The 19071-nt window shown below is 70.5% G+C and carries 15 protein-coding genes; 9 read left to right on the top strand and 6 right to left on the bottom strand.

Translation table 11 applies throughout. From position 1 onward, the window contains the following. Nucleotides 1–89 precede the first annotated feature (89 nt). The 6 genes from OHB01_RS26465 to OHB01_RS26490 all read right to left on the bottom strand — a co-directional run bounded on the left by OHB01_RS26465 (nucleotide 90) and on the right by OHB01_RS26490 (nucleotide 8973). The gene (locus OHB01_RS26465; RefSeq protein WP_205830222.1) at nucleotides 90–2309 is read right to left on the bottom strand and encodes a CBM35 domain-containing protein; all 2220 of its coding nucleotides are present in this window, start codon (nucleotides 2307–2309) and stop codon (nucleotides 90–92) included. Nucleotides 2310–2795: 486 nt separating this feature from the next. Further along, a complete protein-coding gene (locus OHB01_RS26470; RefSeq protein ID WP_328854106.1) occupies nucleotides 2796–4112 on the bottom strand; it encodes a hypothetical protein in 1317 nt (438 codons plus the stop codon). A 9-nt stretch (nucleotides 4113–4121) separates the two neighbouring features. Then, nucleotides 4122–4595: a hypothetical protein gene (locus OHB01_RS26475; RefSeq protein ID WP_142647709.1), complete on the bottom strand. Its 474-nt coding sequence runs from the start codon at nucleotides 4593–4595 to the stop codon at nucleotides 4122–4124. 31 nt (nucleotides 4596–4626) lie between these two features. Continuing rightward, on the bottom strand, nucleotides 4627–5541 hold the full coding sequence (locus OHB01_RS26480; RefSeq protein WP_142647707.1) for a copper resistance CopC family protein: 915 nt from the start codon (nucleotides 5539–5541) through the stop codon (nucleotides 4627–4629). A gap of 189 nt (nucleotides 5542–5730) precedes the next feature. Continuing rightward, complete coding sequence (locus OHB01_RS26485) at nucleotides 5731–6801, bottom strand: zinc-binding dehydrogenase (RefSeq protein WP_205830221.1); 1071 nt, start codon at nucleotides 6799–6801, stop codon at nucleotides 5731–5733. 27 nt (nucleotides 6802–6828) lie between these two features. Continuing rightward, complete coding sequence (locus tag OHB01_RS26490) at nucleotides 6829–8973, bottom strand: amidase family protein (protein WP_328854107.1); 2145 nt, start codon at nucleotides 8971–8973, stop codon at nucleotides 6829–6831. 367 nt (nucleotides 8974–9340) lie between these two features. Between OHB01_RS26490 and OHB01_RS26495 the strand changes: the two genes are divergently transcribed. The 9 genes from OHB01_RS26495 to OHB01_RS26535 are packed head-to-tail and all read left to right on the top strand — an operon-like array spanning nucleotide 9341 to nucleotide 19007. Beyond that, a complete protein-coding gene (locus OHB01_RS26495) occupies nucleotides 9341–10903 on the top strand; it encodes an ABC transporter substrate-binding protein (RefSeq protein ID WP_328854108.1) in 1563 nt (520 codons plus the stop codon). Between the two features lie 41 nt (nucleotides 10904–10944). Next, entirely contained in the window at nucleotides 10945–11886 is a 942-nt protein-coding gene (locus tag OHB01_RS26500; RefSeq protein ID WP_142621458.1) for an ABC transporter permease, read from the top strand. Continuing rightward, the gene (locus OHB01_RS26505) at nucleotides 11883–12746 is read left to right on the top strand and encodes an ABC transporter permease (protein WP_142621456.1); all 864 of its coding nucleotides are present in this window, start codon (nucleotides 11883–11885) and stop codon (nucleotides 12744–12746) included. Before OHB01_RS26500 ends, OHB01_RS26505 begins: the two co-directional genes overlap by 4 nt. Beyond that, on the top strand, nucleotides 12743–13759 hold the full coding sequence (locus OHB01_RS26510) for an ABC transporter ATP-binding protein (protein WP_168065927.1): 1017 nt from the start codon (nucleotides 12743–12745) through the stop codon (nucleotides 13757–13759). The genes OHB01_RS26505 and OHB01_RS26510 overlap by 4 nt, the downstream gene beginning before the upstream one ends. Next, nucleotides 13756–14793, top strand: a complete 1038-nt coding sequence (locus tag OHB01_RS26515) for an oligopeptide/dipeptide ABC transporter ATP-binding protein (RefSeq protein ID WP_328854109.1) — start codon at nucleotides 13756–13758, stop codon at nucleotides 14791–14793. Before OHB01_RS26510 ends, OHB01_RS26515 begins: the two co-directional genes overlap by 4 nt. Then, nucleotides 14790–15740, top strand: a complete 951-nt coding sequence (locus OHB01_RS26520; RefSeq protein WP_142621453.1) for a N(4)-(beta-N-acetylglucosaminyl)-L-asparaginase — start codon at nucleotides 14790–14792, stop codon at nucleotides 15738–15740. The genes OHB01_RS26515 and OHB01_RS26520 overlap by 4 nt, the downstream gene beginning before the upstream one ends. Then, a complete protein-coding gene (locus OHB01_RS26525) occupies nucleotides 15737–16561 on the top strand; it encodes a M55 family metallopeptidase (protein WP_142621451.1) in 825 nt (274 codons plus the stop codon). Before OHB01_RS26520 ends, OHB01_RS26525 begins: the two co-directional genes overlap by 4 nt. Then, entirely contained in the window at nucleotides 16558–17814 is a 1257-nt protein-coding gene (locus OHB01_RS26530; protein WP_142621449.1) for a methylaspartate ammonia-lyase, read from the top strand. The genes OHB01_RS26525 and OHB01_RS26530 overlap by 4 nt, the downstream gene beginning before the upstream one ends. After that, complete coding sequence (locus tag OHB01_RS26535) at nucleotides 17814–19007, top strand: CaiB/BaiF CoA transferase family protein (protein WP_205830220.1); 1194 nt, start codon at nucleotides 17814–17816, stop codon at nucleotides 19005–19007. The genes OHB01_RS26530 and OHB01_RS26535 overlap by 1 nt, the downstream gene beginning before the upstream one ends. Nucleotides 19008–19071 lie beyond the last annotated feature (64 nt).

The following is a 19071-nucleotide window of genomic DNA, read 5'->3' on the forward strand; positions in this document are numbered from 1 at the left end:
GGGCCGTCCGTTCCGGCGCGGCAGGCAGCGGCCCCATCCGCCACCGGCGTAGCCGGTTGCGGGATGGGGCCGCCCGAGTATGCGATGTGCTACTTGCCGGCTACCAGGTGGTCGAGGTTGAACCACCCGGCGTCACCGGAACCGTAGCTGACGCTGATCGTGTTCACGCCCGCCGCGAGCTGCACCGGAATGGTCGCGTCGGCCCAGGTGTTCCAGCTCCCGGTGAGCGGAAGCAGGATTTGCCGGGGAGCTCCGCCGTTGACCGACACCGATGCGCTCCGGGTGCCGGCCGGACCGTCGGGGCCGGCCGCATAGCGGAGGTCCAGCGAGTATGTGCCCGCGTCAGGGGCGACGATCCGCTGGGTCACGCTCGGCCCCCGTGAGGTGAAGCACGCGACGAAGCCCGATCCCGTGTACCCGGGATGGTCCGTGGCCAGGCATGCTCCGCCGGCCAGAGTTCCGTCCTCGGCCTCGCAGACGTCCCCCACCTCACATTGCAACAACGCGTCGGCCGAGTTCTTCACGGAGATGTCCTGCCCTTCGGACTTCGCCGTGGCGACCGCCGTGAACCGGTAGTTGTCCTTGGGGAGATCGGCAGAGGTTCTCATCGTGTACCGCACGACGGTGCTCTGACCGGCGTCCAGCTTGGGCACGCCCGGGCACGCCGGCGCGGGACCGTCGGCGCAGGTGATGGTGATCCCCGGGGCCGGCTTGCCGTCCGGGGTGTAGGCGGCGAGACTCGTCCGGACGTCGCGATCCATCTGCCCGCCGCCGTTGGTGAACGTCACCGGGACCGTGTAGGTGCTCCCGGGCCGTACGGCGGCCGGGGCGCCGAGAGAGATCTCCTGCGGTTCGGTCCAGGACAGATAGACGGCGTAGGCGTCGTGCTGCGACGCGAAGTCGAACGGCACCGTGATGGCGCCGTTCTCGACCTTGACGTCCTGGCTGAAGACGACCTGGCGCGTGTACAGGGGGGCCTGGTCCGGGATCCTGTAGACGGTGGCGTGCGCGAGACCGCCGTGGACCAGCCACGGCGTCGAGGACAGCCCCGTGAACGTCACGGCCATCGGCCCGGTGTATGCGCCCTGGATGTCACCGAGCAGCGCCACCGCGCGCTTCTTCGCCGGGTCCGCCGACGCGGAGATCGCGGTCGATCCGACCTGTTCGGAGGTGGAGACCAGTGTTCCCGTCATGTCGGCGTACGTGCGCATCACCCACCAGTTACCGTTGGGCGCCCATCCGCTCGGGAGCTTGGTGAGCAGCCCGGTCAGGTTCGGAATGACGCAGCAGCTCCAGTTTCCGCGCATGGCGTTGGCGTAGTTCGACTGCGCCAGCCGGGCGTTGTACCAGGCGGTGTCTCCGGCGGTCTGCCGGTCCGCGGGCTGGTACTCGTTGGCCGACAGGGGTCGTTGGGCGATCCCGTTGGCGTCGAGCGCGTCCGACAGGGACCTGCCGACGGTGACCGGGTCGTCGACGGTCCCCTCGTCGTGGTTGGTGATCTCGTCCGGGACGGTGTTGGCGGCCTTTGCGTGGGCCAGGAAGGCCTGCCATTCGTCGGGGCGTCGCTCAGGGGTGTAGGCGAAGGACGGGCCGGCGATCGTCGCGGCCGGGGCGATGCGCCGGATCTCGCGGTAGGCGCTGTCCCACATCTGGAAGTACTGCTCCGTGTTGACGCCCGGCCTCCAGAAGATGCTGAGGTCGGGCTCGTTCCAGATCTCGTAGGTGAACTTCTGGCCGGAAGCCTGGAGCCTGGTCACGGTCGCGTCGATGAACTCGATCCAGTTGCCGCAGTCGCCGTCGGTGCACGGCCACAGCGTGTTCGCCGGAGCTCCGCCGGTCGAACCGAACACGTCACTGAGCAGGACCTGGTATTCGAACTTGTGCCGGGGCGGGCGCTGCAAACGCTTCGCCTCGGCGATGACCGCGTCGATGTTGGCCTGGGTGCCCGGTCCGAAGGTGTACTTGTCCTTGATCCAGCCGCCCGCGTACCAGCCGCCGCTGCGGAAGGCATTGAGTGTCAGCGGTTCGAGGTATTCGTCGGCCGGTTGTAACCCGTCCTGCGTGATGCCGTAGAGAATGCCGAGACCCACCCCTGTGGACGGCTTCGTCTTCGCGGACAGGTCGACGCTCAGCTGTTTCACGCCGGCGGAGCCGGCGTTCGGGTCCGCCGCGGCGGGCTGCTGGACGCTGACCAGGAGGGCGGCGGTGGCGGCCAGTGTCCCGAGGACCGAGAGTCCCTTTCTGCCCTTCAGGCCGCGGCCCTGGCCGGGCGCCGCCGCCGTGCCGCCGGGATGTCTGAGTGCGACCAAGCGTTTCGGATGAGCTGACATTCTTCCTTCTTTCGCGGACGGGCCGACCCGCATCGCGGCCACGGGATCGTGGTCGGCGCGAGTGTGGAGGCGAGAACGGCGTGCGGCACGATCCTGCGTGCCCGCCGAGACAAGGGTGTGACCATGCGCCTTTCCCGTCGGGATACGGCCGGGTCGAATCGATTCGCCGAATCGATTCGACAAGACCATAAGCGCGTGTGACGAGAGGGTCAAGAGCCGGAAACGTCCGTGACACGCCCGCGCCATTCGGCCGTCATGCGACCCCGCGGCACGCAGGTCCCGGAGTCCCTTCTCGTTGACGCGTGCGAACCGACGTTGGCTTCGACACGTGTCGAATCGTTTCGACGTCAGAGCCATGGCCGCTCCGGCGTGCTGCGCTGCCGGCCCTGCCAGAGATGGCGCGGCCGGAGCCGGACATGAGGAATCTCCGGCTCGCGGCTCGTTACGGGCTTCCCCCCTCGCGCCTCAGGCGGCGAACAGGAGAAGCAGCCCCACGACGGTGTAGACGACCATCAGCACGAGCAGGGGAATCTGCCCGAGCACGGCGGTCCGGCGGGGGAACAGGGCCAGTGCGCGGTCATGAGCCAGGACGGTGCCCAGCACGTGGCCGATGACGATGACCGTCACCTGGAGGGTGGCGACTCCGGCCGGGGTGGTGCCGAGCGCCTGGATGGTCCACCCGGCGGTGCCGAGCCAGTTCGCGCCGGTGTCCAGCGGGTCGGACAGCAGGGCGATGGTCCGCTGCCCTTCCAGGAGAAACAAGGTGTAGTAGTGGGCCACCACGTATCCGACGGCGATCGGCACGATCGAGTGGGCGATCTGTCCCGCCGTCGTGCCGGGCCGGGCCGCGCCCCATCGGCCGGCGAGCGCGGTCGCGGCACGGTACGCCGCGAGCACCACAGCGATGACGGCGAGCAGGCCCGCGGTGCCCGTGACCGGGGCGGGCACCGCGCTCTCCTGCATGAAGCGCACCCACACCGGGGCGTTGGACAGGCTGTCGTACATGGTGGAGCCCAGGAGCACGACCACCAGCGTCGTCAGTCCCGGTGCCGGTCGCAGCCCGGCCATGCCGTCGAGGGAGTTGCGCCAGACCACGACGCCGTCGCCGCGTCTGGCCGCCGGGGCGAGCCTGCCCACGAGGTCGCTGTAGACCTCGAACGGATCGGCGTGGCCGAACCACCGGGAGCCGAAGACCACCGCCCCGGCGAGCATGAGCACGGCGTAGGCCGTGAGCCAGGCGCCGATGACCGGCAGGGTGGCCCGCTCGGGGGCGACCAGTTCGAGCCAGACGAAGGCGAACAGCCCGGCGCAGGCGGGCCAGTATCCGACGCCCGCCGGCAGCGGCCGCAGGCCGAGCTCGGGGTCGCGTCCGAGCCCCTTGCAGGCCAGCAGATGCAGCGTCCGCAGCGGGTTCAGGCCGCGCCACACCGGGCCGAACAGCAGCGACAGCGGCACCAGGCCGACCCAGAACAGGACGTAGAACGCCCCGGCCGTGGGATTGTCGGCCCGATCGGGACCGAAGACCAGCCCGATGCAGAAGTACGCCGCGGCGACGAGCCCGGCGACCCGCCAGATCCACCGCCAGGCCGGCGCGGTCACGACCGTCTGCAGGGCGGCGGGCACCGAGCGGGCGGCGGTGAGGGCGGCGTCCAGGCGCGGTTGTTTCCACAGCGCGCCGAGTGCCACGAACGACACGAGCAACGCGAGGGCCGCACCGGTCAGCACGGCCGAGAACGGGATCGGCAGGTCCTGTCGGCCGCCGACGCCGTGAGCCAGCAGCATCCCGGCGGCCTAACGCACGACGAGCTGGAACAGCTGCAGCCCCGACTCGTGGGTTTCCATCTCGAACAGGCCGGTCTGGTCGGCGACGAACTCGATGCTCGCGGGAACGCCGGGCTTCAGCTCGGCCTCCTTGTCGTACCCGTGCAGGTGCGCCTCGTCGGCGGCGTCGCCGGTGACGGTGATCCGCACCGTCTGGCCCTCGGCCACCTCGATGCGGCCCGGCGGCGGGGTGACCTTCCGACCGGCGATGGTGACGGTGATCTCCTTCACGGCCGGGTCGGCGGGGGCGGCCGCGGCCGGCTCGCTGGGGGCGGCGGGAGCCGACTCGGCAGCCGCGGCAGCGGACTCGGCGGATACCGAAGCGGCCGACTGGGCGGGGGCGGCGGCATCCGACCCGGCACAGGCCGAGGTGGCCATCAGCAGGGCCACGCCGAGCGGGAGCACGGCGAGCAGCGGGCGCAGGCGCGCAGGGGCGATCGTCATGGGGGGTTTCTCCTGAGGGGGGTGGGACGAGTCAGCGTCGCTTGGTGGACTTGGAGCGCTGTGGAGTACGTGACGCCGGGGCGCGTGCGGGTTTCCTGGCCTGCGGGCGGCCGGAAGGCCGCCCTGGCGCCGGGGTGGCGAGCGCGGGCCTCCGCGCCGCCTGCACCACCAGGGCGCCCGCTCCGGCGACGAGGACCGCGGGCACCAGCCATACCGACAACACGGAGTCGGCCGGCTGCGCCACCCGCGCGGCAGCGCTGCCCGTCGCGGGCACCGCGGCCGGGCTGCCGCCGGTTCCGGAAACGGCGGCCGGGCTGCCGCCGGCCTGGGGTGCCGCCGGGCCCATCGCCGCCGGGCTGCCGCCGGTCTGGGACGCCGCCGGGCTGCCGTTTGTCGACGGCGCCGGGGCCTGGGTGCCGCTCCCGTGCCCGTCCGAGTCGAGCAGGCTGGGGTCGGGCTCGTTGTCGGGGGCCTGCCAGCCCTTGGGCGGCTGCGAGGTCTTGCCCTTGTAGGTGAACCGCAGCTCACCCCGCACCGGCTCTCCGTCGGAGGCGATCGACAGATACCGGACGACGTACTCGCCCCGCTCCGGCCAGTAGGCGACGGGGACCTCGGCCGGGAATCCGGTGTTGTACACGGTCGGTTCCCAGAACCCGTCGACGAGGTTGTACTCCTGGACCGGCTTGTCGAGGCGTTTGGGCCGGCCGTGCGTCCAGGGCCGGTCGACCCGGGCGCCGCTGGGAGAGGTGACCGCGAAATACGCGTTCGGGGCGGGCGCCTCGGTGAAGTAGAGGGAGAGCGACTCCAGCGGCTCGCGCACCGTGCCGTCCTTGGCCGGTGTCGACATCGCGAGCTGGCCGTGGGCAGAAGCGGGCGCCGCCAGGGCGGTCATCGTCAGCACGCCCGCGACGATCAGCAGAAGCAACCGGCCCAACCAGCGCGCCATCGTCACTTCTGCTCTCCACGAGGTGTGGCCCCTGGGCGGGGAAGATCCGGCTCGGACCCGTAGGACCGATGGCCATGAGATTAACGACTTTCGCCAGGAATGAACAGAACTTGATGCGGCTGCAAGCAGAAGTCGAGAGGGTGGGCCGCCGCGTGCCGCACGCTCGGCCGGCTACGGCCGGGAGGCCGGTTATGAGAGCGCCGGCGCGGGGTCGCCCGGGATGAGCATGATCTTGATCGCCTCCCGGGCGGCCATCGCGGCGTAGCCCCGCGCCACGTTCTCCAAAGACAGGACGGTGTCGAACACCGGGCCGGGGTCGAGGGTCCCGGCCGTGATGCGTGAGACCAGGTCGGGCAGGTAGTGGCGCACGGGGGCGATCCCGAGGTTCAGGCTCAGATTGTGGACGAGCGGCTGGAACAGCGGCAGCGCCGGCGTGGTGTGCGGCACGCCCACCGCGCCGATGGCACCGCCGTCCCGGGCCATGCCGACCGCCATGGCCCATGACTCCGGCGTGCCGACGGCCTCGACCACGTGCCGCACTCCGAGGCCGCCGGTCCGCTCGCGTACGGCCGCGATGCCTTCATCACCCCGCTCGGCGATGACGTCGGTCGCTCCGAAGGCCTTGCCGACGGCCGCGCGGTCCGGGTGGCGGCTCATCAGGATGATCCGCTCGGCTCCGAGGACGGCCTTCGCCCCCAGCACCGCGCACAGCCCGACGGCTCCGTCGCCGATGACGGCCACCGTGGACCCTTCGGTGACACCCGCCATGACGGCTCCGTGCAGGCCGGTGGCCATCACGTCGGAGGCGGCCAGCAGCGCGGGATACACGGACTCGTCCACACCGGCCAGGCCGCCGGGCACCTTCACCAGCGTTCCGTCGGCCCACGGCACCCGCACCGCCTGGCCCTGGCCGCCGTCGGCGCCCGCCGAGGCGAAGGTGCCGCCCCTCTCGCACGAGGACTGGATCCCGTCCAGGCAGGTGGGGCAGGTGTTGTCGGACCAGGTGAAGGGCGCGACGACCAGGTCGCCGGGGCGGACGGTGCGGACCTCGCCGCCGACCTCCTCCACGACGCCGATGAACTCGTGGCCCAGCCGGGACCGCTCGGCACGGGTGATGACGCCCCGGTAGGACCACAGGTCGGAGCCGCAGACGGCGGCGCGCAGGACACGCACGACGGCATCGGTCGGCTCGGACAACGCGGGGTCGGGCACGTCCTCGACGACGACGTGGCCGGCGGACATGTAGAGGGCGGCGCGCAAGGGGATTTCCTTCGTGGTGTCGTTCGATCAGTTGAAGGCGGGCCTGCGGACGTCCACGGCGAGCGTCGACTCGACGTGGGCGGCCACGGCCAGCAGTTCCATGTCGGTGCCCGGCGCGGACGACAGCTGGAGCCCGATCGGGAGGCCGTCGGCGCTCCAGCCGCAGGGCAGCACCAGCGCCGGGGCTCCGGTGAGGTTGTGGATGCCGGTGAACAGACCCTCCGCGGCGCCTTCCGGCGTGTCCACGGGAGGTGTCGTGACGGGCGCGACGAAGGGCGCGGCGGGCGTCAGCAGGACGTCGGCGGCCGCGTAGACCTCGGTCGCGGCGGGCAGCAGCCGCTCCCGTACGGCGAGGTCCTTGCGGTAGTCGGCCTGGCTCACCTCGGAGCCGGCGCGCAGCAGCCGCAGGGTCTCCGGCCCGTAGTGGCCGGGATCCGCGCTCGCCCGCGCCCCGTGCACCTGCCACGCCTCGTACAGCAGGATGTGCGCGAACGTCGCGTCGAGCTCCTCGAAGACCGAGCCGTCCACCTCGACGACGGAGTAGCCGGCGTCGCGGAGGGTGCCGAGCGCCGCCCCGACCGCGGCGGCCACGTCGGGCTCGACCTCGGCGCGCTCCAGCAGGCCGGGGAGCACGCCGACCCGGATGCCGGCACCGGGCCGGGTCAGGGGGCGGTCGCCGGTGAGAGCCGAGAAGACCGTGGTCGTGGTCGCGACGTCGCCGGCGAGCAGCCCCACGTGGTCGAGCGTGGGGGCGAGCGGCTCGACGCCGTCGACCGGCAGCGCGCCGTAGCTGGGCTTGAATCCGACTGCGGCGCAGTAGTGGGCCGGGATCCGGATGGAGCCGCCCGTGTCGGTGCCCAGCGCCACCGGGCACACGCCGGCGCCGGCGAGGGCGGCCGATCCTCCGCTGGACCCGCCTGCCGTACGCCCAGGGTTGTAGGGGTTCATGGCCTCCGGCACCTCCGGGTGGACCGCGCCGGCCGCGTACTCCAGCAGCGAGGTCGCCGCGAAGACGTCCGCGCCTGCGGCGCGCAGCGCCTGGACGACGGGGGCGTCGGCGGCGGCGGGCTCGGCGCGCATCGAGTGGGGATTGCCGTTGCCGCGCGGGTGCCCGGCGATGTCGATCATGTCCTTGACGGCGACGGGCACGCCGTGCAGGGGCCCCTCGGGCGCGCGCGAAGGCGCGGGGAACAGGGTGACCACGGCGTCGAGCGGCCGGCCGAGCCGTTCGGCCCGTTCGTACGCCGCGAGCAGGCGGAGGTTCGCGACCTCGCAGGTGCGCTCGCCCCGCTCGATCGCCTTGATCAGCTCGCCGGTGAAGGTCGTCAGCGGCCCGGAGAGGTCGTGCAGCAGGTCGTCGACCTCGGTCTTGCGCTTGCGGACCATCAGGTCGCGGTAGATGCCGCTGTGGGATTTCGCGCTGTTGCGGTTGAACGTGACGAGCCGGTCGAGCGAGCCTTCGAGGTCGTCGGGGTCGAAGCCGTCGAATCCCTCGGGCTTCACCGGCGCCTGCGCGAGCACCTCCCTGGCGATGCCGAGCATGAGGGGCCGCCACTCGGGCGCCTCCAGGGAGTCGGCGATGGACAGGTCGGAGACGGCGCCCGCGTAGAGCATCGCGCCGTAGGCCTCCTTGCCCCAGAGGAAGCCCATGATGTTGCCGGTGGCCTCGGCGTACGGCAGGGCCTCGACGAGCTCGCGGACCCGCGGGGTGATCTCGCCGCCGGCCGGCTCGCCGACCCGGAAGGTGCCGATGTTGCCCTGCATGATCCGGCCCGGGCCGAGGACGTCCGCGCCGAAGTTCACGAAGCTCACGATGAGCCGGTGGGCGCCGACGACGGCGGAGAGCCGGTCGGCGGTCAGGCCGTTCTGGAAGCTGACCAGCCATCCGCCGGGATCGAGCCGATCGCGCACGAGCTGCGCGGCCTGGTCGGTGTGATGGCTTTTGACCGCGATCGCGACGTGGTGCAGGCGTTCCGGCAGGCCATCGGGGGTGACCGCCCGCGCCTTCACCGTGAAGTTCTCGACGGGCCCCTCGATGGTCAGGCCGTCGCGATTGATCGCCTCGACGTGCGCGGGATCGGCGTCGCACAGGAGCACGTCGTGGCCGGCGCGGACCATGTGCGCACCGATCGTGCCGCCGATCGCGCCCGCGCCGATGATCGTCAGTTGCATGAGAAGCCGCCTGGTTTGGGAGTGATTGGGGGGCTTTGCCGTTGGACACTACCTGAACCGATTTGAATGCTCTAGTCTTCATCTGCTGGTGAAGTCGGGACGGCGACCTTACGTATGACAGTTGATCGACGCCGTAACCTTTACGAAACGTCGTCATGCTCCAATACTTCGTCGCAGACCGATCTGATCCTCCATCGGATCCTCCAAGGCCGTTGCTGAGGCCTCTTCTCGGTCGACAGCGACCCCCGCGCAGCGCCGCGACATCTCGTGAAGGATAGGCATGTCTGACCACAGCACTGACGCATCGATCCCATCGGCCTCGCAGATATTCGCCGGCCTCAGGGGACCTGATATCAGCCGGCGCCGGATGCTCTACCTCGGCGCGCTCGGCCTCGGGGCGTTCGCGTCCGCGCCGTTGCTGGCAGCCTGCGGATCGTCGTCGGACACCTCCGCCGGCGCCTCGTCCGGCGCCGCGTCCGGCGCGGCCAAGAAGGGCGGCGACCTGGTCATCGTCCGCGACCACGACGCGGTCAACATGGACAAGACGATGGTGTTCAGCAACGCCTCGATCTGGACCTACGCGCAGATCTACGAGCCGCTGGTGGCCATGACGGACGACGGCCAGGGGGTGAGGCCCTGGCTCGCGGAGAGCTACGAGATGTCGCCCGACAACAAGTCGTGCACCCTGAAGCTCAGGAAGGACGTCAAGTTCCACAACGGCCAGCCGATGACCTCGGCGGACGTGAAGTTCTCCATCGACGAGTCGAGCAAGACCAAGGGCGGCTGGGAGTTCATCAACTCCGCGATCAAGGAGGTGACCACGCCGGACGACTACACCGTCGTGGTGACCACCAAGTATCCGTGGGCGCCGCTGCTCGCCGACCTGAGCTGCCCGAACAACGGGATCATCCCCAAGGACTACGCGGGCAAGAGCAAGGACGAGTTCTACGCCAGCCCGATCGGGACCGGCCCGTTCGTGTGGGGCACCTGGCAGAAGGGCAGTGCCCTCACGCTGAAGAAGAACCCCTCCTACTGGCAGGCGGGCAAGCCGTACCTCGACTCGGTCACCTGGAAGGTGGTCGCGGACAGCAACGCCCGCGCGATCCAGCTGCAGGGCGGGCAGGCGCACATCAACGAGAGCCCGCCGTTCTCCAGCCTCGACCAGCTCAAGAACACGCCCAACGTGAAGGTCGACCTGTTCCCGTCCACCCGGACGGACTACATCATGATGAACCAGCACAAGAAGCCGTACGACGACGTTCATGTGCGCCGCGCCATCTCGTATGCCATCGACCGGGAGGCGCTGATCAAGACCATCCTGTTCGGCAACGGCACCCCGGCGAACTCGTTCCTGATGCCGTCCACGCCGTTCTACGACAAGAACTGCCCCGGCATCCAGTACGACATGAACAAGGCCAAGGAGGAGATGGCCCAGTCGAGCGTGCCGAACGGCTTCACCACGACGTGGCTCGCCATGTCGGGCGACGCGGTGGACGCGGCGATCGCGCAGGTCCTGCAGGAGTCGCTGAAGGAGCTGGGCATCACGATGAACATCCAGAACGTGGACCCGAGCGCGCAGCACGACATGACCGGCAAGCTGGACTACGAGATCGCGCACTCCTACTGGACGATGGACCTGGCCGACCCCGACGAGCTGGCGCAGTTCGCACTCGATCCCACGTCCGGCGGGCACTCCTTCGACACCGGCTTCGACGACCCGGAGCTCATCGATCTGGTCCACAAGGCGCAGAAGGAGTTCGACAAGACCAAGCGCCAGGCCCTGTACAGCGAGCTCCAGCAGAAGGCCGCCGAATCCGCGTTCCTCGCGTTCCTGTTCTACACGCCCTTCCCGTACGCGACGGCGAGCAGCGTGCAGGGCTTCAAGGTGCTGCCGACCGGGTCGTACCACATGGAAGACGTCTCGCTCTGAGCCGGGCCGATGCGGACTGAGAACCTGGAGCGAGAGCAACGATGAGATATGTCGTCTACATCCTGAAACGGGTGGTGTCGCTGATCCCGGTGCTGCTCGGGATCTCGTTCATCGTCTTCTTCCTGATCCGGCTGATCCCGGGAGACCCGGCGGCGACCCTGCTCGGGGTGCACGCCACGCCGCAGGCGGTCAAGGAACTGCGCGACCAGATGGGGCTCGAGAAGCCACTGCTGAGCCAGTATCTGACGTTCCTGGGCCACCTGCTGCAGGGCAACCTCGGATTCTCCTACGTGTACAACAGCTCGGTCCTGGGGCTGATCGCGACCAGCCTGCCGGTGACGATCTGGCTGCTGGTCTCGGGCACCTTCTTCACGCTGCTGATCGCCGTGCCGCTGGCCGTCCTGGCCGCGGCGCGGCGCAACGGGATCGCCGACAACATCATCCGGGCGGTGCCGGTCGTGGGCCTGGGGCTGCCGGCGTTCCTGCTGGGCATCGCGCTCATCGTGGTCTTCGGGCTGAAGCTGGGCTGGTTCCCGGTCGGGGGATACGGCCAGAGCCTGGCCGAACACGTGCGCGGCATCGTGCTGCCCGGCATCACGGTCGCCCTGACGCTCGCGCCGATCGTGATCCGCAGCCTGCGCGCCAGCATGATCGAGGTGCTGAGCAGCGACTACATCGTGACGGCGCACAGCAAGGGGATCAGCACCGCGAGGGTGGTGCTCGGACACGCCCTGCGCAACGCCGCCGTCTCGTCCGTCACCGTCCTGGGCGTCAACATCGCCTATCTCACGGGATCGACGCTGGTGGTCGAACGGGTCTTCTCGCTCCCCGGCATCGGGCAGCAGATGATCAATTCCATCTTCGGAAGGGACTTCCCCACCGTGCAGGGAATCACTCTGGTCTTCGCGATCATGGTCGTGGTCGTGAACCTGTTGACCGACGTGGCCCACTCCGCCCTCGATCCCCGGGTTCAGCTCGCATGAGCGCGATCACTTCCGCGGCCCCCGCCGCGCCGGCGGGTTCCGGCCGCCGCCGGCGGCGTGGGCGGTGGAACGCGCCGCTCGTCGCCGGGCTGATCCTGTTCGGCCTGATCGTCGCCCTCGCGCTCTGCGCGCCCCTGCTGACGAGCCAGGACCCGATCAAGCAGAACCTCCAGGCCGCATTCCTCGACCCCGGCGCGCCGGGCCACCTGCTCGGCACCGACGCGCTCGGGCGCGACGTGCTGGCCCGGCTGCTCTACGGAGCCCGGGTCGACCTGCGGGTCGGCGTGGTGGCGGTCATCTCGCCGCTGATCATCGGCAGCCTGATCGGGCTGATCGCGGGATGGTTCGGCGGATGGGTGGACGCCGTCATCGGCCGGATCGTGGACATGGTGATCGCGTTCCCGTTCCTGGTCCTGGTCATCGCGCTGGTGTTCGCGATGGGGCCGGGGACGACCAGCATCTACGTCGCGGTGACCCTGGTCGGATGGGTGGCGTACTGCCGCATCGTCCGCGGTCAGGTCCTCGTCGCCAAGGAGCAGGAGTACGCCATGGCGGCGCGGGCCAGCGGCCTGCCGACATGGCGGATCCTGCTCCGGCACCTGCTGCCGAACGTCGTCCTGCAGGCGATCATCTTCTCGATGAGCGACATCGTGCTCACCCTGCTGGCGATCGTGACCCTCGGCTTCCTCGGCCTCGGCGTGCCGCCGCCGACCCCCGACTGGGGAACCATGATCCAGGAAGGTCAGCAGTTCCTCTTGACCAAGTGGTACATGTCCACGATCCCGGGCCTGGCCGTCGTCGTCACGGGACTCGCACTTGCGCTGATCGCGGACGGCATCGTGGAGAAGGCGAACCAATGACCCCTCCGCTGCTCGAAGTGCACGACCTGCACGTCGACATCCCCATGCCGCACGCGCGGCTGCACGCGGTCCGCGGCGTGTCCCTCACGGTGGGCGCGGCCGAGTCGGTGGGGCTGGTCGGCGAGTCGGGCTCGGGCAAGAGCCTCACCCTGCGCGCGCTGCTCGGGCTGCTGCCCCGCCCGGCGCGGATCGTCTCGGGAACCATCCTCATCGACGGCGAGGACGTCACCGGGCTGCCTGCCAAGCAACTGCGGAGCCGGCTGTCCGACACGATGAGCATGATCTTCCAGGACTCGCTGACGGCGCTGAACCCGGTCATGCGCGTGGGCGACCAGATCGCCGAGGCGCCCCTGCGCAGGCTCGGCAAGTCGCGCGGCGAGGCCAGGGCGATCGCCGTCGACCTCATGAGAGAGGTCGGGATAGCCGATCCCGAGCGTCGCTACGAGCTGTATCCGCACCAGCTGTCCGGCGGGATGCGCCAGCGTGTCTGCATCGCGATCGCGCTGTCGACCAAGCCCCGGCTCATCCTCGCCGACGAGCCGACCACGGCCCTGGACGTGACGATCCAGGCCCAGGTGCTCGGCGTCCTGCGGCAGCTCAAGCAGGAGGAGAACGTCAGCCTGCTGCTGGTCAGCCACGACCTGGCCGTGGTCAGCCAGACCTGCTCGCGGCTGTACGTCATGTACGCGGGCAAGGTGGTCGAGTCGGGCGACCTGGTCGACCTGGTGACCGAGCCCCGGCATCCGTACACCTTCTCCCTGCTGCGGTCGGTGCCCGACCCGGACCGGCGGGTGGCCCGGCTGCTGACCATCCACGGCCGGCCGCCGGACCTTACTCAGCCTCTGACCGGCTGCTCCTTCGCCCCCCGATGCCCGTTCGCCGAGGACGCCTGCCGGGAGGGCGAGCCGGAGCCGGTGCCCGCCGGACCGGGGAGAACGAGCGCCTGCCGGCGCGTGGACACGGCGGAGCGGTGGAATGCGATGGCCGAGCAGGAAGCGGGGAGCACGCGGTGACGGAGGCTGACGAGATTCTCTCGATCGAGGGCCTGGCCCGGCACTTCACTCCTCCCGTGTCGGTGACCGACCGGCTCTTCCGGAAGAAGCCGGTGGTGAACCGCGCCGCCGACGGCGTGGACCTGGTGCTGCGCAAGGGGGAGACGCTGGGCCTCGTCGGCGAGTCGGGCTGCGGCAAGTCGACCCTCGCGCGCACCATCGTCGGCCTCTACCGCCCCACGGCGGGCACGATCAGCTACCAGGGCGAGGTCCTTCCGGAGAGACGCACCCGGGCGCAGCAGCGCGCGATCCAGATGGTCTTCCAGGACCCCTACAGCTCGCTGAACCCGCGGATGACGGTCGGGCAGATGCTCTCGGAGCTGCTCAGGTATCACAAGCTGGTCCCGCGCAACAAGGTGGACGAGCGCAACCGCGAGCTGATGCACCTGGTCGGCCTGCCGGAAAGCGCTCTGGGCCAGCGCCCGCGTCAGTTCTCGGGCGGGCAGCGGCAGCGCGTCGGCATCGCGCGGGCGCTGGCGCTGGAGCCGTCCGTGCTGGTGGCGGACGAACCGGTCTCCGCCCTCGACGTGTCGGTCCAGGCCACCATCATCAATTTGCTGGCCGACCTCAAGGAGACGCTCCACCTGTCGGTCATCTTCGTCTCGCACAACATGGCTGTCGTACGGCAGATCTGCGAACGCACCGCCGTGATGTACCGGGGCCGCATCGTCGAAACCGGGGTCACCGACACCCTGTTCGACGACCCGGCGCATCCGTACACCCGGCTGCTCATCGGCTCGGTGCCCCGCCTGGTCGGCGCGCACGGCCCGGTGGAGGCGGAGGAGGACAAGACCGGCGACCTCGGTCCCATGCGGGAGGAGGTCGCGCGGTCGGCCGAGCGCGACGGCACCCGCCCCTGCCGCTTCGCGGACCGGTGCCCGTCCGTCGTCGCCGCGTGCGCCGACGAGCCGCCGCTGCTCGCCGATCCCCGTGACCCGGCCAGGCACGCCGCCTGCGTGCACCTGTCCCACCACCCCGAAGGAGTGATCGCGTGAGCGGTCCGATCGTCATCGGCAGCGAGCGGAGCGAGGCAGGTCTGCCCGCCGCCATGGAGATACTCGCCCGCGGCGGCTCGGCGCTGGACGCGGTCGAGGCCGGTCTGCGCAGGTGCGAGGACAACCTGGACGACCACTACGTCGGGACCGGCGGGCTGCCGAACGCCCGGGGCGTGGTGGAGCTCGACGCGTCGGTGATGGTCGGCTCGACCAGGGCCTTCGGCGCCGTCGGCGCGGTGAAGGGGTTTCCCAACCCCGTCTCCATCGCCCGGGCCGTCCTGGAGCGGCTGCCGCAGCACAGCCTCCTCGTCGGCGAGGGCGCCGAGCTGTTCGCCGAGGAGAACGGATTCGCCCGCGCGGAGCTGCTGACCGAGGAGTCCAAGAAGCTGTTCGTGTCGGCGCTCCAGCCCTCGGACGAGTCCGTCGAAGGCGAGCGGACCGCGGCGCAGGCCGGTGACGAGCTGTACCGCCGGACCGCGCTCGAACTCGTCAACCGCTTCGCCCCGCACGACGGGCCCTGGGGGACCATCAACATCATCGCCCTCGACGCCTCGGGCGAGCTCGTCGTGGGCGTGTCCACCAGCGGCTACCCCTGGAAATACCCGGGGCGTATCGGGGACTCCGCCGTTCCCGGCGCGGGAAACTACGCCGACGCGCGGTACGGAGGGGCCGCCTGCACCGGCCGGGGAGAGCTGAGCATGCGGGTCCTCGGCGCCCGGGGCATCGTCGCGGACCTCGCGCGCGGGCTCGACCCCTCGGAGGCGTGCCTGGCGATGCTCGCCGACGCGGCCACCCTGCCCGACGAGTTCCGTGCCGAGCTGCGCTGTCTCGCCCTCACGCCGGACGGCCGGCACGGTGCGGCGGCGGGACAGGCCGGCTCGTACTACGTGGTGATGACCGAGAGCTCGACCGGTCCGGAGTCCCGCCCGAGGAGCGTGCTGTCGTGAAAATCTTCATCTCCTCCGACATGGAGGGGACCGCCGGCGTGGTCGACTGGGACCAGTGCGTCATCGGCGGTTCGCAGTATCCGTACTACACCGAGCTGCTGACGGGGGAGATCAACGCCGCCATCGAGGGCGCGATGCGGGCGGGCGCCACGGAGTTCCTGGTGAACGACGCGCACTCGAAGATGGCGAACCTGAAACCGGACGCGCTCGCCGGACGCGCCGGCTATCTGTCCGGCCGCTACAAGCCGATGTACATGATGCAGGGGCTCGACTCCACCTTCGACGCGATCTTCCTGGTCTCCTATCACGGATCGATGGGCAGCAGGGGCTCGGTCCTGTCGCACACCTACTTCCCGTCGGCGTTCGCCGAGGTGAAGATCAACGGCGTCGTCGCCGGTGAGGCGGGCATCAACGCGCTCGTGGCGGCCGCGCACCAGGTGCCGATCGTGCTGGTCACCGGTGACGCGACGACCGCCGAGGAGACCGAGCGGTTCTGCCCGGGGATCAAGGCCGCGGTCGTCAAGCGGTCGGTGTCCCGCTTCTCCGCCGAGGCGTTGCACCCGGAGGCCGCGCGGGACCTGATCCGCGAGCGGGCGCACGAGGCCGTCGAGCACCTGGCGGGCGCGGCGCCGCCGTCCTTCGAGCTGCCGGTCACGCTCGGCATCTCCTTCCGCAGCAGCGACTACTGCGAGCTGGCCGCCAGGATCGCCGGAGTCGAGCGGACCGGGGACCTGTCGGCGGTCATCGTCGGAGACGACCCGCTGTGGATCTACCAGACGTTCATCACCGTCGTGCTGCTGTGCCGGGGGCTGGTCGAATGAAGATCGTCAAGGTGCTCGCGCAGCCGGTGCGGGCCGGCTTCTTCGCCGACGACCAGGCGGCGATCAGGGCAGGTGCGGAGCACGACGGCTTCACCTACGCGGGCGACCCGGTCACGCCCGGGTTCTCCGCCGTACGGCAGGCGGGTGAGGCGCTGTCGGTGATGCTGTTCCTCGAAGACGGCTCGGTCGCCTACGGCGACTGCGCGGCGGTGCAGTACAGCGGCGCCGGTGGCCGCGACCCGCTGTTCAGCGCCGAGGCGGCCCGCCGGGACGTCGAGGAGCACCTCGTCCCGATGCTGACCGGCGCGGAGCTCGGCTCGTTCCGCGAGCTGGCCGGGCGGGTGGACGCGTGCCGTACGGCCTCAGGCCCGCTGCACACGGCCATCCGCTACGGCGTGACGCAGGCGGTGCTCGACGCCGTCGCGCAGAGCCGGCGGCTCACCATGGCCGAGGTCGTCCGGGACGAGTACGCCACCGGCGTCGATCTGCGACCGGTGCCGATGTTCGCGCAGACCGGCGACGACCGGTACGCCAACGCGGAGAAGATGATCCTCAAACGGGTGGACGTCCTTCCGCACGGCCTGATCAACAACGTCGACACCAAGCTGGGCCGGGGCGGCGAGATCCTCGAGGACTACCTGCGGTGGCTGGTGAAGAGGATCGGGGAGCTGCGCCCGGACAGCGCGTACACGCCCAGGCTGCACATCGACACCTACGGCACCGTGGGCCTCGCCTTCGACGGCGACGTCGACGCGGTCGCCGCCTATCTCGCCCGTCTCGGGGAGATCGCGGTCCCGTACGAGCTGGTGGTCGAGCACCCCATCGACGCCGGGAACCGGGAGGCGCAGATCGAGACGTACGTCCGGCTGCGGTCCGCCCTGCGGCGGATGGACGCACGGGTGAAGATCTCCGTGGACGAGTGGTGCAACACCCTGGAGGACATCGAGATGTTCGTCGGCCGGGGCGCGGCCGACGTGATCCACGTCAAGACACCGGACCTCGGCGGCATCGGCAACACGATCGAGGCGCTGCTGCTGGTGCGCGACCGCGGGCTCGTCGCGTACTGCGGCGGCACGTGCAACGAGACGGACCGCTCGGCGCAGGTCAGCGCCAACGTCGCCATGGCCTGCGGCGCGGGACAGGTGCTGGCCAAGCCCGGCATGGGAGTGGACGAGGGACTGATGATCGTGGGAAACGAGATGGCACGGGTGGCGGCGATCGCCGCGGCACGCGGAAAGCCGGTCCTGCCGTGATGCCGCTGGAGGACGTCAGGATCATCGCCATCGAGCAGTACGGCGCGGGACCGTTCGGCAGCGTGCACCTGGCGGACCTGGGAGCCGAGGTCATCAAGATCGAGGACCCGTCGACCGGCGGTGACATCGGGAGATACGTCGTTCCCGAGCAGCACGGCGAGGACAGCCTGTTCTTCGAGACGTTCAACCGCAACAAGCGCAGCCTCAGCCTCGACATCTCCACGCCGGAGGGCCGCGCCGTGTTCGAGGACCTGGTCAGGGTCAGCGACGTGGTGCACTCGAACCTGCGGGGGGACGTCCCGGCCAAGCTGCGGATCCGCTACGACGACCTCAAGCATCTCAACCCGGCGATCGTGTGCAGCTCGCTCAGCGGGTTCGGCATGACCGGGCCGCGCAGCACCGAGCCCGGGTACGACTACGTGCTGCAGGGCATGGCCGGCTGGATGGACCTCACCGGCGAGCCCGACGGACCGCCCACCAAGTCGGGGCTGTCGCTCGTGGACTACTCGGGCGGGCTGGTCGCGGCGGCGTCCATCCTGGCCGCGCTGCACGCCGCGCGGCGCGACGGCGTCGGCGCCGACTGCGACGTCAGCCTGTTCGACACGGCGATCTCGATGCTGACCTATCCGGCCGCCTGGCGGCTCAACGGCGACTTCGAGCCCCGGCGCACCCACCACTCCGCCCACCCGTCGCTCGTGCCCTTCCAGGCCTTCCCGACGGGAGACGGCTGGCTGGTGGTCGCCTGCCCGAAGGAGAAGTTCTTCCGCCGGCTCGCCGAGGCCCTCGGGCACCCGGAGTGGCCGGACGACCCCCGATATCGGGACTTCGCCGCCCGGCGGGAGAACGCCGAGGCGCTGGTCGCCGAGCTGGAGGCGGTGTTCGCCACCGGCACGAGCGAGCACTGGCTGGGCCTGCTGCGGGCGGCCGGGGTGCCGTGCGGGCCGGTGAACACCGTGGCGCAGGCCCTGAAGGATCCGCACACCGTCGCCAGGGGCATGGTCGTCGAGACCGAGCACCCCTATTTCGGCACCGTGCGGCAGGTCGCGAGCCCGCTGCGGGTGGGTGCGGGGAAACGCACCCACATGCGCGCTCCCCGGCGCGACGAGGACGCCGCGTACGTCCTGGGCGAGGTGCTCGGATACGACGCGGAACGCATCGAGCGGCTGCGCGCCGCCGCCGGCAGCAGGGGCTAGGACCGCCCAGGATGGCCACGCCGCCGCGAGGTCCGTGACCCGCCCCCGGAACGCCTTCGGGCAC

Origin of the sequence: Microbispora hainanensis (genome assembly GCF_036186745.1) — a bacterium.
In the GTDB taxonomy this organism is placed as follows: domain Bacteria; phylum Actinomycetota; class Actinomycetes; order Streptosporangiales; family Streptosporangiaceae; genus Microbispora.